Source organism: Sutcliffiella tianshenii (assembly GCF_016908565.1).
GTDB classification, from domain to species: Bacteria; Bacillota; Bacilli; order Bacillales; family Bacillaceae_I; genus Sutcliffiella_A; species Sutcliffiella_A tianshenii.
In genome coordinates, this window is record NZ_JAFBED010000013.1 from 48,856 (window position 1) to 64,676 (window position 15,821).

Consider the following 15,821-nt stretch of genomic DNA (forward strand, 5'->3'; position numbering starts at 1 on the left):
TTTAAATATTTTTGAAGGAGTTGAAGTAAATGAAAGGCGTAATTCTTGCGGGGGGGACGGGTTCACGTTTAAAACCCTTCACATTGTTTCTAAACAAACATCTTTTGCCAGTGGGACATTATCCCATGATATATTGGCCGATCATTACCTTAAGAGATGCAGGAATTAGAGATATTTTAATTGTGACAAATAAAAGCCATCTTGCTTCTTTTATAGAATTATTGGGTGATGGAGAAGAACTGCAGGTATCCCTTCAGTATAAAGTGCAAAGGAATGAGGGGGGAGGTATTGCGGATGCTCTTAAAAGTGCAAGTAATTTTATCGGTAAGGAAAAATTTGTTCTGATATTGGGGGACAATATCTATTTCGATTCCATTGCTCCTTATGTTAATGCGTTTATGGAACAACAGCAAGGAGCAAGAGTACTACTTAAAGAAGTGAAGGATCCTACGCGCTATGGGGTTCCGGAATTGGACGAGAATAACAAAAAAATATTATCCATTATTGAAAAGCCTGTTCATCCACCGTCAACATATTGTGTGACAGGCATGTATTTGTATGATTCAAATGTGTTTTCTCTAATAGATGCGATTCACCCTTCCAAACGAAATGAACTCGAGATTACAGATGTCAACAATTTATATATTAAAAAAAATTTATTGGAATACGATATAATTTCTGGTTGGTGGATAGATGCAGGCACACATGAGTCATTAAATCAGGCATCTAATTATTTTTTTGAAAAGTCAGGTGAAGATGAATGAATAACAAAAAACACCTTCTGATTACAGGTGGTGCAGGATTTATCGGATCAAATTTTATTGAATATCTCCTTCATAACACTAGCTATTTAATAACGAATGTAGACTCCCTCACTTATGCTGGAAAACTTGAGAATATGGTGCAATTTAAGCAACACAAAAACTATCGTTTTATTCAAGGAGATATTAGTAGTAAGTTGGAATTATCAAAAGTGTTTGATCAGGAATATGAAGCCATTATCAACTTTGCGGCCGAATCTCACGTGGATAGGAGCATTGGTGATGCTGAACCTTTTATCCATACAAATATTTACGGTACTTTTAATCTTTTACAGGCTTTACTCTCAGGAAAAGCCAAAAAAATGATACAAATTTCTACAGATGAAGTTTATGGGTCACTAGAACCAAACGCCCCATCCTTTACAGAACGCACCCCACTAGCACCAAATAATCCCTACTCTGCAAGTAAAGCCAGTGCAGATCTTCTTGTACGGGCATATTTTCAGACACACCAGCTTCCTTTGATGATAACGAGATGCAGTAATAATTACGGACCCGCACAAGATAAAGAAAAATTCATCCCAAAAATAATTTCCAATGCCCTTAATGACAATGAAATACCATTATATGGAGATGGTTTGAATGTCCGTGATTGGATCTACGTAGAAGATCATTGTAGAGCTGTTCACAAAGTCTTGGAAGAAGGAGTGCCCGGCGAGGTTTACAACATAGGAGGACTTGAAGAAAAAACAAATTTGGATGTAATAAAGACCATCCTTCATCTTCTTGGAAAAGGGGAGCATCTTATTAAATATGTAGACGACAGGATCGGTCACGACCGAAGATATTCTATGAATTCTGCTAAAATTTCAAAGAACCTTGGGTGGAGCCCAAATATTTCTTTTGAAGAAGGAATTAAGAGAACCATTGACTGGTACAGAGAGCAGTCGATAAGATGATTATTTTAATTACCGGGGCAGGTGGACAGTTAGGGAAAGATTTAATACGGAAATTAAGCCAAATGCATTCTGTCTACAGTTTTAATAAAAATGAATTAGATATTACTAATAAAGCATTGGTCGAACAAACAATTAACAATATATCACCTGATATTATCATTCATTCAGCTGCGTACACTTCAGTTGATGATAGCGAAATAAATAAAAATCTGGCATTTGAAATTAATAGCATTGGAACTGGAAATGTCCTCAATACAGCAAGAAAATCAGGTGCCAGATTTATATATATTAGTTCTGATTATGTATTTGATGGCAAGAAAACAACACCTTACTCAGAAGAAGATAATACTAATCCCCAGTCTGTTTATGGATGGAGTAAGCTTTTGGGTGAAATGATAACTCTTCAATATGATAATTCAACCGTTATCCGTACATCTTGGTTATACGGACATGACGGGAGAAACTTTGTGAAAACAATGTTGGAACTTGGAAAGCAAAAAAGAGAAATCAGGGTAGTCCATGATCAAATAGGTTCTCCAACCTATACCAATGATTTGGCAGAATTTATTTCTGTACTATCCAAAAGTGATAAAAGAGGAATCTTTCATTATAGTAACTCAGGCGCTTGTTCGTGGTATGAATTTGCTAAAGCCATCTATAAAGAAGCGGGTTATGATGCTGACTTGGTCCTTCCAACAACCTCGCAGGCTTACAACGCCTTGGCACCGAGACCTTCATATTCCGTACTGGGACATAATAGGCTTTTAAAAGAAAAATACCCACTTCCAAGACATTGGCATGAAGCCCTTAAAGAATTTATACAGAAGGAGAAATCTATATGATTAACGGAGTGCAGATTAAAAAACTTACAAAACATTGTGATGATCGTGGTTTTTTTGCAGAACTAGTGCGTGATGATGAACCGGAATTGTTATCCAGGTTCGGGCAAGCATCATGGTCCATGAGTTATCCGGGAGTTATTAAAGCATTTCACTACCATGAAAAACAGGATGACCTTTGGTTTTTTCCATCAGGAAATGCTCAAGTAGTACTTCATGACTTAAGGCTGGACTCCACTACTGCAGGAGAAACAGACGTCTACTATATGGGAGATAACAATCCCATCATGCTGCTGATCCCAAAAGGAGTAGCACATGGATATAGAGTGCTTGGTGATAAGCCGGCTACAATCATTTACTTTACGACAGAATCTTATGACAGGAGTAATCCAGATGAAAAAAGGATAGAGTGGAATGATAAACGAATAGGATTTTCCTGGGAAACTGAATTTAGATAAAAAAAGCTGAAATCTTTTTTGTATTTTAGAGATTCAATAATTATCGGTTTATATTTATCTACTAACATTTAGCTTACCATGTTTAAATCTAAAGTTTGATAATATTCAAAGGGATGAGTGATATGAAAAAAGCATTTATTACAGGTATTACCGGTCAGGATGGATCATACCTCGCGGAACTTTTACTTAGTGAAGGCTATGAAATATACGCATTAAGAAGAAGAAGTTCTGTGCAAAAAAATGAAAATATTGAACATATAATGAGTCGTATAAAATTTATTTCTGGCGATCTTATGGATTTGCCTTCTTTAATAGAAGCAATAAAAATTGCGAAACCTGACGAAGTGTATAATTTAGCTGCGCAATCCTTTGTTGGTGAATCATGGGTCCAGCCCATCTACACAAGTCAAGTAACAGCATTAGGTGTAACAAATCTACTAGAAGCAATCCGATTGGTTAAACCGGACGCACGTTTCTATCAGGCATCAAGTAGTGAAATGTTTGGTAAAGTGGTAGAAATACCACAAACTGAAAAAACTCCATTTTATCCAAGGAGCCCATATGGAGTTTCAAAGTTATATGGCCATTGGATTACGATAAATTATCGAGAAAGTTTTAATATGTATACTTGTTCTGGAATTCTATTTAATCATGAATCACCCAGAAGAGGTCATGAATTTGTTACAAGAAAAATAGCCAATGCTGTAGCAAAAATAAAGTTGGGCATTCAAAAAGATCTGCCTTTAGGGAATCTAGACGCAAAACGTGACTGGGGGTTTGCTGGTGATTATGTAAAAGCAATGTGGCTTATGTTACAACAAGACAAACCAGAAGACTATGTTATTGCAACAGGAGAAACCCATTCAGTTAAAGAATTTTTATCGGTTGCTTTCAGACACGTTGGGTTAAATTGGGAAGACTATGTGGTGATAGATCCTACTCTATATAGACCTGCAGAAGTGAATTTGCTTTTAGGTGATTGCAAAAAAGCAAAACAGGAATTAGGATGGCAAACTACTGTTTCATTCGAACAACTGGTTGAAATGATGGTTGAAAGTGAATTAAGAAAAATAGAGGGAGGTTCATGATTGTTTTAATTACAGGAATTTGTGGATTTGTAGGTCCATACCTTGAAAGGTGCCTACTTGAAAAGGGACATATTGTATTCGGAACATCCCGCATTAAAAGAAGCAATCCGAATTATTTCTCCCTCGATCTAACATGTGAACAAGATATCATTAGTTTATTAAATAGATTAAAACCAACATGCATTTTTCATTTAGCAGGAATAAGTAATGTTAAACAATCTTGGAACTTAAAGAAAGAAACTTTCGAAGCAAATACCATTTCGACAATAAATCTATTGGAAGCTGTAAAAAAAGTCGATCAGAATATTAGGGTAATAACTATTGGTTCATCAGAGGAATACGGATATTTAAATCATACATCCATACAGGAGAATGCACCGCTGAAACCAGTTAATCCTTACGGTGCTAGTAAAGCAGCAGTAAGTATGCTAGCCCAACAGTATTATAACGCAGATAATCTAGATATAGTTCATACTAGACCCTTTAATCACATTGGACCGGGTCAGAAGCAAGGTTTTGTAACAACTGATTTTGCATATCAGATAGCATTGATTAACAGTATTTACAAGCATAATAAAAAAACAATGAAAATTGGGAAATTAGATGCAATAAGAGACTTTACAGATGTCAGGGATGTTGTTGATGCCTATTACAAGGTTGCACTTCAAGGGAGTGCCGGTCAAACATACAATATCTGTTCCGGGCAGGGAGTAGAAATTAAAAAAATTCTTGAAATACTTCTCTCTTTTTCTAAAAAGAGGATAACTATCAAGGAAAATGAATCACTCATGAAGGGAATCGAGGTTCCTATCATGATTGGAAACAATGATAAAATCGTTACGGAATTGAACTGGTCTCCGCAAATTACACTGGAGCAATCATTATACAATATCTATCAGTATTGGGTGAATAAAATAAACTCCAATCCTTAAGAAAATAGATATTTAGCTAGATCAATATAGATTGCCTTAACATATTAATAGATAAATAGATTGAATAGGAGGAATAGAATAAAGTGAAAGTAATTATAATGGCAGGAGGTCAAGGAACGCGCTTCTGGCCATGGAGTGTTAAAAAAAAACCAAAACAATTTATGTCTTTGAATTCATCTAGAACCATGATTCAAGAGACTTATGAACGGTTCAGTACTTGGCTTCCCCCAGAAAAAATCTATGTAATAACTACAAAAGAGTATCTTGGTTTAGTAGCTCAGCAATTGCCCCAATTATCACCCGATCAGATAATTATAGAACCAGCAAGAAAGGACACTGCGCCTTGTGTAGCTCTTGCATCATTATATTTCATAGAGAAGGGTGAAAACGAAGTTTTAGTATTTACTCCATCTGATCATTATATTTCGGATACTGAGGTACTTTTCAATACGTTAAAATCGGCAGAAAAAGTAGCGGAAATAGGGAATTCTATAGTTACCTTAGGTATAAAACCTGAAAAACCCGATACAGGTTATGGTTATATTTCAGCATCAAAAGAAAACACGATAGATTCCAATGTATTAAAAATTAGTGAATTTATTGAAAAACCGGAAATAGAAACGGCAAAGAAACTCTTGGAAAATAAAAATGTGTATTGGAATAGTGGTCTATTTATAGGCAAGCCTTCCACAATAGAGTATTTTATGAAGAAATATCAAAAAAATATTTGGGATACATTAAAAGATAGTACCGATTTAGTAAAAGCATATTCTACATTACCTAAACTATCAATAGATTACGCAATTTTAGAGAAAGCTGATGAAATCTATACAATCCCTACAGAGTTATCCTGGGATGATTTGGGCACATGGAGATCATTGGAGCATTTCTATAATAAAGACAGTGACCAAAATATTAAGATTGGTAACGTGAAAACCATTTGTACAAATAATTGTCTGATAGTTTCAGAGATTTGTCCGACGCTGGTGCTTGGTGTCAAGGACATAATAATTGTTTTAACAGATGATGGATTGTTGGTATGTCATAAGTCTTTAGAACAAGAAATCAAGAAACTGATAAATATGGAGGGAGAGAAATGACCCCAAAAGTATCCATTATTTTAACAAGCTATAACAAGCCAGAGTATATTAAGAATTCTATAGAAAGTGTATTAAACCAGACGTATAGAAACTGGGAGCTTTTTATTATGGATGATAATTCTGACAGAAAGACAGTTGAAATCATCAAACTTTATTTAAGTGACAAGAGAATCAAGTATCACAATAGTCTTATCAAAAATGAAGATAGATATAAAACTACAAGATATGCCACACTTATTAATGATGCTTTATCAAAAACAAGTGGAAAGTATATTACCTATTTGACTGATGACAATATATACCTCCCATCACGCTTAGAGATAATGATAAATCTATTAGAGTCAAATGATGATATAGATATTGTTTACTCTAATCAAAAAGTCATTTATGTAGATGAGCAGAGGAAGATCCAAAAAGAATATATCAGAGAGACTCAAGGAGTTTTAACAAAGGCCGAAGGTTTAGTGGATCACTGCTCCATCATGCATAGTAAAAAAATAGCTGAGAAAGTATATAATAGATTTGGTAAGTACTGGGATGATGATTTTGTTCATTGGAATCATGGAGACGCTGCATTTTGGAAACGTCTTACATTATTCAACTCATTTCATCCCATAAATATAATACTGGATATTGCGTATAAAGATTATTATTCATTTCAAAATCTATATGAGCACTTACCTAAGCATATACCTGATGGAGTACTTGTTAAAGGCCCTTCAACTTCCATTTATTTAATTCAAAATCAACGGAGGAGAAGGGTTTGTGAAGAAGTTTTTAGTAGATTGAAATATAAAGAAAAAGATATCGTCAATATCCCAGATCCTTTTATATACAAATATTTAGAAGATTCCCCACTAAACATCCGAATTTTCGACTCTCTCCCTTTTCCGTCTCATAGACTTATAAAATCTAAGCAAAATCCAACCATATTTCTTATACAAAACAATAAAAAACATCCAATATTGAATCCGGATGCATTTGGTGATTATAAATTTGATTGGCAAGACATAGTGGAAGTTGATGATAAAGTAATTTCCCGATTTCCTGAAGGGAATCCGATAACTGAATTAAACTCAAATATTTCATTCTTGCCTGAAGGGGTATTATACAGTTTTGATTCTAATTTTTATATATTTATAAATAATCAATTGCATAGAATAAAAAAAGATATTGCGATTAAGCTCAAGATGCCAGTTCATGAACCTGTCTTGCTTGATTCAAGGATCATTTTAAGAATGTACAAGGGCCAGGATATTTCATGATGCTGCTTTTTCTATTCACAGCAATTAAAAAAGGAGATTAATATGAAATTATATAACATAGCTCAAATTGGCACTTTCGATGTAGAAAATTATGGTGATCTGCTATTTCCAAATATGTTTTACAATGAAATGTCAAAAAGAATTGCTTTACGAGAGCATACTTTATTTTCACCAATAGGTGGAGCAAAGCCGTTTGAAACTAATGTTGAGGTTTTCCCAATGAGTGATCTGGAAAAGAAGATAAATTTTTTTCATTATGATGCAATTGTAGTTGGTGGAGGAGATATCATCCGCAATGACACAGAATATTTCAGGTCATTATGGTTAGCTAAAGAAATGGGTCAAAGATACAGAATACCTGTTATATGGAATTGTGTTGGAGTTCCTTTTTCCTTTAATGGTTCTGAAGATAGAAAAAATATTCAAGATTATTGCAATCAATTAGTCTATTTAAGTGTAAGGGATATGAATGCCCAAAATAAGTTAATCCATGCAGGGGTAAAAAACATTAATGTTGTCCCTGACTCAATTATCAACCTTAATAGACTATATCGAAAAGATACACTGCAAAAGAGGTTTTTGGAATTGGGTAGAATTGGAGCAGTTCCTGCTATTAAAGACTATATTGCTCTACAAGCTTCTCCTGGGATCTTTCATAGGGAGAATGATTACGAGGAGCTTATAAATACTATAAAGAATATATTAGAGAAAACAAGACTAAATGTAGTTTTATTATCTATTTGCCATTGTCATAATGACCTCTTGTTATTACAGAAAATTAAATCTTCATTTCCAGAGAGGGTTTTTCTAATCAACCAGAAGTTGAATACAAAAGATATTGCATCTGTCATTGCTTCTTCAAGATTTTTTATAGGTACTAGCTTACATGGTAACATAACGGCGTATTCTTATGGAGTAAAACATTTAGCTCTCAATATTGCCAATATAAGTAAAATAGATGGTTTTTTTGACTTGATACACCAACAGGAAGCATGTATTCATAAAATGAAAGATGTAGAAAACATGTTCTTTAAACAAATTATTGCTACAGAAGATGAGGATAAACACTATGAAAAAAGAAAAAGCCAATTAGCTCAACAAATAGATATTCATTTTAATAATATTGCAAACATAATCGTAAAAGGTAAAAAATGATTGAAAAATAAGTCAGAGGTGAAAGAAATGCAAAGGCAAAATAAATGGACACCACCCGAATCAACTGTCTTGAAAACAAAAGATTGGTTATTACAGAATTTAAAGGATGAAAAGAAGTTAAAGGCGTATTATCAGGAGATTTTTCCTGAACAAAGAATTAATCTGAAAAAACCGATAAGCCTGGATCAACCTTTATGGAATACAGTTTGTGAGCATCCTTCCGCCTTTGTTTCCGTCATTCCTAATGGAAGAGTATGGGGTGAATACACAATAATTAGCCCGGATAATAAATTATTGTGGGATGTATCTTATTCCTTAAATGATAAACCGGAAGCTAGCCCTATTTTTCAAGAGAAAGAGTTGCCACCGATAAAATATTTAAATGAAACGGTTGCAGTAATAGCGTGGGCAGGACAAGGTAATTTCTATCATTGGTTTTATGATATTTTACCAAGAATCTACTTGCTGCGTAAAAGCGGGATAAAAATAGATAGATACATTGTGAATGCATATCCCCATCACCCTAAAACACTTGAGTTGTTGGGTATTCCAATAGAAAAACAGATTCACATTCACCATCCTTCCAAAAATTTTCATCTGCAAGCCAAAAATCTGATTGTACCCTCCGCTAAATTTAACAATGCCAAGTGGACAGTGGATTTTATTAGGAGCGAATTTTTATCAAAGTATAAAGTTAGAATACTACCAGGCTATGAACGTATATATATAAGTAGAGAAGATGCTAGTTATAGAAAGATTCAAAATGAAGATATCGTTTATGATATCCTAAAAAAATATGGTTTTAGGAAAGTGCATCTAGGGTCGCTTCCACTAGATATGCAGTTCAGTATTTTTCATTCTGCAAAAGTAATTATTTCTCCCATGAGCGCGGCTCTATCAAGTATTGCATTTTCTCAGCCGGGTACTAAAATAATTGAAATGGTATATGCAACTGGGCATGCTTTTAATGGCTTTTGGCAAACATGCAATTATTTAGACATGGAATATTATTATTTCACTTGTCCAATAGTCCCGCCACAAAAAGAACATTATAATCATAATGATTTGACTGTGGATATCAATAAATTATATAAATCTTTAGAGCTAGCAGGAATAAACAAAATCAGCAATTAGCAATAAAAAGTAGCAAGGGAATGAGAAGGATGAAAAAAAATGGTTTCAAATTCACCGGTGATCAGAAAATATCTTTACAACCATTAATTTCTGATATTTCAAATAATTTTACCTATGAATTTTGGGTTAGACCTCAAACTGAAATAATGTTTGCAAATGAATCAATTAACCAAGTGGAAATGTTGAAATCACAGAACTGGTTGGTCGGCCCAGGATATGGTGGGGAAAATGGAACAGATGCTGGCTTTGGGATATCTATTGGTACAAATGGAATAAACGTATTTGAATATGGAAAAAACTATTTTCCTACCTCACTGGAATATAATTTTGATAATACATCATGGAATCATTATGCAATAGTTTATAATAACAAAACTCCATATCTGTATATCAATGGCTACTTCGTAATAAAGGGGAAAACAAGTAATAAAGATAAAGTTTATCCTTCAGGAGTGTTAGGGGCCCTTGACTCCTATGGATTTTTTACAGGGGAATTCGCGGATGTAAGGATATGGGATTATCCTAGGTCCAAATATGAAATCAGGCAGTCCCGGGACAGCCAGATAACCGGTAATGAAACGGGGCTGCTTGCCTATATTGATATTGATGAAAAAGGAGCTACATTAAAGAAAGGGTACTATTTTAACGAGGTGGTTTATGAAGATAAAAATTTGTATCCTATACAGACTAATAGAAACAAGGAGATAACGGTTTCCATTATAATTCCGGTTTGTAATAAGTGGGAATATACTTTTTCTTGCGTGAAATCAATCATTCAGCATACTTTAAATATAAATTATGAAATTATTGTTGCGGATGACATGTCAACAGACCAGACTTTAAACATAAAAAACTATTTCAGGAACATCGTTGTAGTGAAAGATGGTAAAAAGAGAGGCTTTTTGAAAAATTGTAATAATGCAGTTAAACATGCAAAAGGGAGGTATCTATTATTTTTAAATAACGATACCTTAGTCAAGAAAGACTGGTTAAAATATCTTTTGGAATTATTCGAAAAGGATAAAAGAGTAGGGGTGGTCGGTTCGAAATTAATATTTCCTGACGGAAGGTTGCAGGAAGCTGGAAGTATAATATTTAAAGATGGATCTACCTTAGGTTATGGTAGAGGGGACTCTCCCGATAAACCGGAGTATTCCTATGTTAGAGAGGTGAATTACTGCTCGGGTGCTTGCATCTTGGTGAAAAAAGAATTATTTTTCTCTGCAGGTATGTTTGACGAACAGTTTTCTCCTGCTTACTATGAAGAAGTTGATCTTTGCATGAAGATAAGAGAATTAGGATACAAGGTGATGTATCAACCTTTATCAGAAGTAATACATTATGAATTTGGTAGTTCATCTTCAAATGAAGCTGTTGAATTGATGAAGAAAAATAGAGAAAAGTTTTGTAGAAAGTGGAGTAAGGTATTAATAAATTACAAAACGGCAACCCAAGGGCAAATTTTGTCTAGAGATCATAAAAGTAATCCAATAAGAATTTTATACATTGATGATCGCATTCCTGATCCAAAACTTGGATCAGGATATCCTAGGACTTTTTCGATTTTACAAACCTTATCAGAGCTTGGACCACAGATAACTTTTTTTCCATTACAAAACCCTGAACCCAATTTAATTCCAATGAGAACACTCCAACAAAAGAAAATAGAAGTGATTTATACTAATTCAAACAGAAAAATAAATTTTATGGATTTTTATAAAAATAGAAAAAATTATTATGATGTGGTGTGGATAAGTCGGCCGCATAACTTAAAAGAAGTTTTTAGTGTCATAAAATCGGTGAATCCCAACCAAAAAATCATTTATGATGTTGAGGCATTATTTTCGCAAAGGGAAATTCTTAGATTTCAAATAGAAGGAAAGTTGCTGTCGCCTCAGGAAAAAGAAAAAATAATAAATAGTGAAATGGACTTAATCAAAAAAGCTGATATTCTAGTGACAGTCTCCAATCAGGAAAGTGTTTTTATTAAAAAGTATATCACTAAACCTATATATGTAATTGGGCATTCTGTAAAACTGAATATAACACCGAAACCTTTTCAGGAGAGAAAAGATATTTTATTTGTTGGGGGATTTTTAACTTCGCCATCTCCGAACGAGGATGCAATATATTATTTTGTAAAAGAGATATACCCTAAAATATTTCAAAGAACAGGTGCGAATTTATGGATAGTTGGGGTGAATAATTCAAAACTTGTCCAAAGCCTTGCTTCATCTAATATAAGAGTGACCGGCAAGGTGGAGAATCTATGGGAATATTATAATAAATGCAAGGTATTTGTCATTCCTACGAGATATGCTGCGGGTATTCCCCTTAAAGCCTTGGAAGCTTTTTCTTATGGTTTACCTTCCGTTGTTACTCCATTGATTGCTAATCAAATGAATATTAAAGAAGGAACTGTTCTGATAGGAAATGAGCCAATTGACTTTGTTAATAAAGTTGTCCATTGCTATAATGATTCAAAGACATGGCATAACCTTAAAGAAAACGCCATTGGATACATTAAGAAAGAGTATTCAGAAACAAGGTTAAAAAATACCTTGGGCAGCATACTCAAAACACTATAAGTTAACATAAATTATTCATGAATATGGTAAGATAATAATTTTCCAATTTAAAAGGAGTATGTCATGGAAATAGTTTCAATAATTTTAACAAGCTACAACAAACCACGAACGGTTGGATTGGCTATTGAAAGTGTCATAAACCAAACCTTTCGCAACTGGGAACTTTTTATCATGGACGACAATTCAGATCAAGAAACGGTACACATCATTAAAAAATATCTGGATCATCCAGATATTCACTATCATAACAGTAATATCAAAGACAGCGAGAGGTATAAAACAACACGATATGCTACATTAATCAATAATGCGATCCCCTTATCCAAAGGAACCTATCTAACGTATCTCACAGACGACAATATATATCTGCCTAATCGACTGGAGGAAATGACCAAGTTTTTTTCGAAGTTCCCAAAACTGGATATTGTCTATTCGGAGCAACAAGTTCAAGGTGTGGAACAAAACGGGAAAATATCGTGGAAAGGCACAAGAAAAGCAAAGAATATTTTAACAAACCCTGTCGGATTGGTTGATCATTGTTCTGTCATGCATACCAGGAGAATTGCAGATTTGGTGTTTCAAAAGTTTGGCAGCTATTGGGATGATGATCCTTCTGTCTGGCAATTCGGTGATGCAGCTTTTTGGAAAAGGCTGACTGCGTTTCAGCCATTTTATCCAATACCTAAGATTTTAGATATCGCATATAAAACTCCTCAATCCTTTCAAACTTTAAATACTCATTTACCCAGCCATTTACCTGACGGCACACTCGTAAGAGCGCTATTGCCCGACGTATACCTAATAGATAACCAGTTGCGTCGAAGAATTTCTTCAACCGCTTTTTCTGCATTGAAATATGATTCCAACCAGATTGTTGACATTCCAGATCCTTTTCTTTTTAAATACAAGGAAGGCCTTCCTTTGAATAAAGACGCATTCTCGAATCCATGGCTCTTCCCTAACATGAGACTGGTATACTCTTCTACGAATAATCAGCTTTATTACATTCAACAAAATAAAAAGCATCCCATTAATGACAAATTGATGAAAGAATACAAATTCGACCTCCGCCAAGCCATAAAAGTTGATGATCAATTACTAGGTGGAATTCCTGAAGGTGGTACATTTGAAGCAGTAAGTAAAACATCATTGCTTCCTGATGGCATACTGTTTTTCGATGGGAAAGATTACTATCTAAGTATGAAGAACAAACTACATCCAATCGATAAGGTAGTCATCATAAAATTGCGTCTTCCGGTATCCGAACCGGTTAACCTTGATGAGGAATTTAAAAAGAAGTTTAAACAGGGGGAACCTTTTTCATGGTCCATCCAGAAAAGACTAGACTAACATTTTATTAGTCTGGTCTTTTTTATGTTTTTTACCTTATATCTTTTAGAAGGATAGAAAGCATTGCTTTTAAACGGTTGTGTATTGTATGCTCCTTTAACACTCTAAATCTTGCTCTGGAGGCAATCGCTTTTCTTTCCTCTTCATTATCCAAGTAATAATCTGTCTTATTCATCAGGTCTTCAAAGCCCCTGAAAGAGACAATCTCCTCCCCTTCAATAAAGTGTTTAGATAGATCCTCTTTGTGCTCTATCAACTGGAATGCACCGCATGCTGCTACATCAAATGTCCTGTTATTGATGCACCTTCCAATAATGCCGAGGTGGTTCTGGTTGTATTTAAGATTATATGGCCGATGAGTATTTAGTACGATTTTTGAAGTTGAATAATAGTAAGCAACCTTGGCCGGTTCCACCCATCCTTCATGAATCATCAGGTTGGGATTACGCTTAAAAGACTTCATATGGCTTTTCCAACTACCGACAAGGATGATGTTCCTCTTTGTATAGTGTAAAAGGAGTTGTACGAACTTTATTCTATCGGGATAAGGATAGCCCACTAGACAAAAGTCACTGATATAGCCAAAAGTATTATTTGGTTTATATATATGCTCGTTTGTTCCCAATGGAAGGTGGAAGCTTTTCTTGTATCCTTGCTGTTGATAATAGTGAAGAGCAGCAGTATCAATTGTAAACAAATAATCGTAATGTTCACCAAGCGAAGCTGTTCTGTCCATATAATAGGGGTCTTCCGTCAACCACGCCACACTTTTAACTTTATGCTCCCTTAAAATATCCAGTATCTCCAAAGGCAGTTGATAACCGATAAGAGTAAGGGCAACCTGAGGCATAAATTTATGAAGTATTACTTTTAGAGTAGGAACACCATCTTTGAAATCAAAGAAGGTAACATCATGCTTCTTTCGTAGATCCTGATGAATCCAGGAATCAAAGTGTTTGTATATACCTTTATTTCCAGAAGAAATCAGTAATATTTTCATCGTTTATCACCTTCACGTTTAAGCATTCACTTAAAAGAGAACAACTTCCACAATAAATATAGGCTTATCATATGAACCTATTTCAATTTTTGTGAACATTAATTGAATCAGATAAAAATAAGCAATTTGTCTAAAGACACTAGTCCATTCCAACTCACTCTTGTAAACATATATATAAGTATGTCAAAAGAACCAGGAAATCATGAACCTCATTCTGTTAATTCGATCTGGATTCTTTTGATAAAATCATTAAGGAGTGGATTATATGAAGAAAAATACTGGCTGTGGCTGTAATGGCCATCACGAATGTCCAGCAGGACCTGCTTGCGATAAAGCAAAATCCAGAAGCACATTCTGTGAAGCAGCATCCTTCCCAGGACCGTCTGAAGTAACAAATGCTGTAATCGCTGATGTTCTGATGGAAACATTGGTGGAAGCGGACATTACTCTTCCTACTTATGCTTCTGATATCAAGCACATTAGAAAGAATGTGCACTTGACTCAGTGTAAAGCATTAACAGATGCGGCAAATCCGAATACGGTAAAATTATTTGTGGAAGGTTACGTTCACAAAAACATTCAATACGTGGAGGATTGCAGTGGAGTAGTAAAAGATTATAGTGTGAACATCCCGTTCAGATGCTATGATCGTGTAACACCTCTTACAACAGAAGTATTGTATCCGTTCGGCAGTGAATTCAGCAACAAGAACAATACCTTTGAAAGAAAAGAAGTTTCAAAGAATGGAATGGGAGCTGACCGTTGCACTACTGGTTCCTTGACATTCGAGATCTACAATGAGCCTATTAAATGTACTTTGATGGCATCTGCGGTTAATCAGTGGGATCTATTGGAAGGCTTTGACAACTGGGGCCGTTTCAACAAAATCACAGAAAAAATGGATGTATATCTAGTAATCAAATTGACTCAAAAGCAACAGCAAGGATTTGTACCTCCAACTGGTTTCCCAACTGGATTTGGAGATGACGCGGCATTCGGCGTTCAAGAATCCGTCTATGATAGATTCAGAAGATTAACTGGCCAATAATCCATGAAGTGGAAGGGTGTCTATCATTAGGCACCCTTTTGTTTTATTCTCATATTAGTGTATGAAAATGATAACAATTTTTAGACTGCAGAATATCTTTATTATTAGTAACAAAATAAAAAAGCAATATCACAAACCGATTCC

The 15,821-nt window shown here is 34.7% G+C and carries 14 protein-coding genes; 13 read left to right on the plus strand and 1 reads right to left on the minus strand.

Translation table 11 applies throughout. The features are described 5' to 3' along the window. The first annotated feature begins 29 nt into the window (after positions 1-29). From JOC95_RS19290 to JOC95_RS19345, 12 genes are all read left to right on the plus strand, one after another. Positions 30-764 carry a sugar phosphate nucleotidyltransferase gene (locus JOC95_RS19290; RefSeq protein ID WP_204419309.1) on the plus strand — a complete coding sequence of 245 codons (735 nt, stop codon included), beginning with the start codon at positions 30-32 and terminating at the stop codon, positions 762-764. Beyond that, complete coding sequence (gene rfbB, locus JOC95_RS19295) at positions 761-1,720, plus strand: dTDP-glucose 4,6-dehydratase (protein WP_204419311.1); 960 nt, start codon at positions 761-763, stop codon at positions 1,718-1,720. Before JOC95_RS19290 ends, rfbB begins: the two co-directional genes overlap by 4 nt. Next, a complete protein-coding gene (rfbD, locus tag JOC95_RS19300) occupies positions 1,717-2,562 on the plus strand; it encodes a dTDP-4-dehydrorhamnose reductase (RefSeq protein ID WP_204419313.1) in 846 nt (281 codons plus the stop codon). The genes rfbB and rfbD overlap by 4 nt, the downstream gene beginning before the upstream one ends. Then, a complete protein-coding gene (locus JOC95_RS19305) occupies positions 2,559-3,017 on the plus strand; it encodes a dTDP-4-dehydrorhamnose 3,5-epimerase family protein (RefSeq protein ID WP_204419315.1) in 459 nt (152 codons plus the stop codon). Before rfbD ends, JOC95_RS19305 begins: the two co-directional genes overlap by 4 nt. Positions 3,018-3,139: 122 nt before the next feature. Further along, positions 3,140-4,105: a GDP-mannose 4,6-dehydratase gene (gene gmd, locus JOC95_RS19310; protein WP_204419317.1), complete on the plus strand. Its 966-nt coding sequence runs from the start codon at positions 3,140-3,142 to the stop codon at positions 4,103-4,105. Beyond that, positions 4,102-5,037: a GDP-mannose 4,6-dehydratase gene (locus JOC95_RS19315; RefSeq protein WP_204419319.1), complete on the plus strand. Its 936-nt coding sequence runs from the start codon at positions 4,102-4,104 to the stop codon at positions 5,035-5,037. Before gmd ends, JOC95_RS19315 begins: the two co-directional genes overlap by 4 nt. Before the next feature lie 83 nt (positions 5,038-5,120). Beyond that, positions 5,121-6,137: a sugar phosphate nucleotidyltransferase gene (locus JOC95_RS19320; protein ID WP_204419321.1), complete on the plus strand. Its 1,017-nt coding sequence runs from the start codon at positions 5,121-5,123 to the stop codon at positions 6,135-6,137. Next, complete coding sequence (locus JOC95_RS19325; RefSeq protein WP_204419323.1) at positions 6,134-7,402, plus strand: glycosyltransferase family A protein; 1,269 nt, start codon at positions 6,134-6,136, stop codon at positions 7,400-7,402. The genes JOC95_RS19320 and JOC95_RS19325 overlap by 4 nt, the downstream gene beginning before the upstream one ends. A gap of 42 nt (positions 7,403-7,444) precedes the next feature. After that, positions 7,445-8,557 carry a polysaccharide pyruvyl transferase family protein gene (locus JOC95_RS19330; protein ID WP_204419326.1) on the plus strand — a complete coding sequence of 371 codons (1,113 nt, stop codon included), beginning with the start codon at positions 7,445-7,447 and terminating at the stop codon, positions 8,555-8,557. Then, positions 8,558-9,691, plus strand: a complete 1,134-nt coding sequence (locus JOC95_RS19335) for a glycosyltransferase family 61 protein (RefSeq protein ID WP_204419328.1) — start codon at positions 8,558-8,560, stop codon at positions 9,689-9,691. A gap of 29 nt (positions 9,692-9,720) precedes the next feature. Next, entirely contained in the window at positions 9,721-12,279 is a 2,559-nt protein-coding gene (locus JOC95_RS19340) for a glycosyltransferase (RefSeq protein ID WP_204419330.1), read from the plus strand. A 63-nt stretch (positions 12,280-12,342) separates the two neighbouring features. Further along, positions 12,343-13,629: a glycosyltransferase family A protein gene (locus JOC95_RS19345; protein ID WP_204419333.1), complete on the plus strand. Its 1,287-nt coding sequence runs from the start codon at positions 12,343-12,345 to the stop codon at positions 13,627-13,629. Positions 13,630-13,660: 31 nt separating this feature from the next. Here the strand turns inward: JOC95_RS19345 and JOC95_RS19350 are convergent, their stop codons facing one another. Next, positions 13,661-14,629, minus strand: coding sequence for a CgeB family protein (locus JOC95_RS19350; protein ID WP_204419336.1), 969 nt, complete (start codon positions 14,627-14,629; stop codon positions 13,661-13,663). 265 nt (positions 14,630-14,894) lie between these two features. Between JOC95_RS19350 and JOC95_RS19355 the strand changes: the two genes are divergently transcribed. Beyond that, positions 14,895-15,677, plus strand: coding sequence for a CsxC family protein (locus JOC95_RS19355; RefSeq protein WP_204419339.1), 783 nt, complete (start codon positions 14,895-14,897; stop codon positions 15,675-15,677). Positions 15,678-15,821 lie beyond the last annotated feature (144 nt).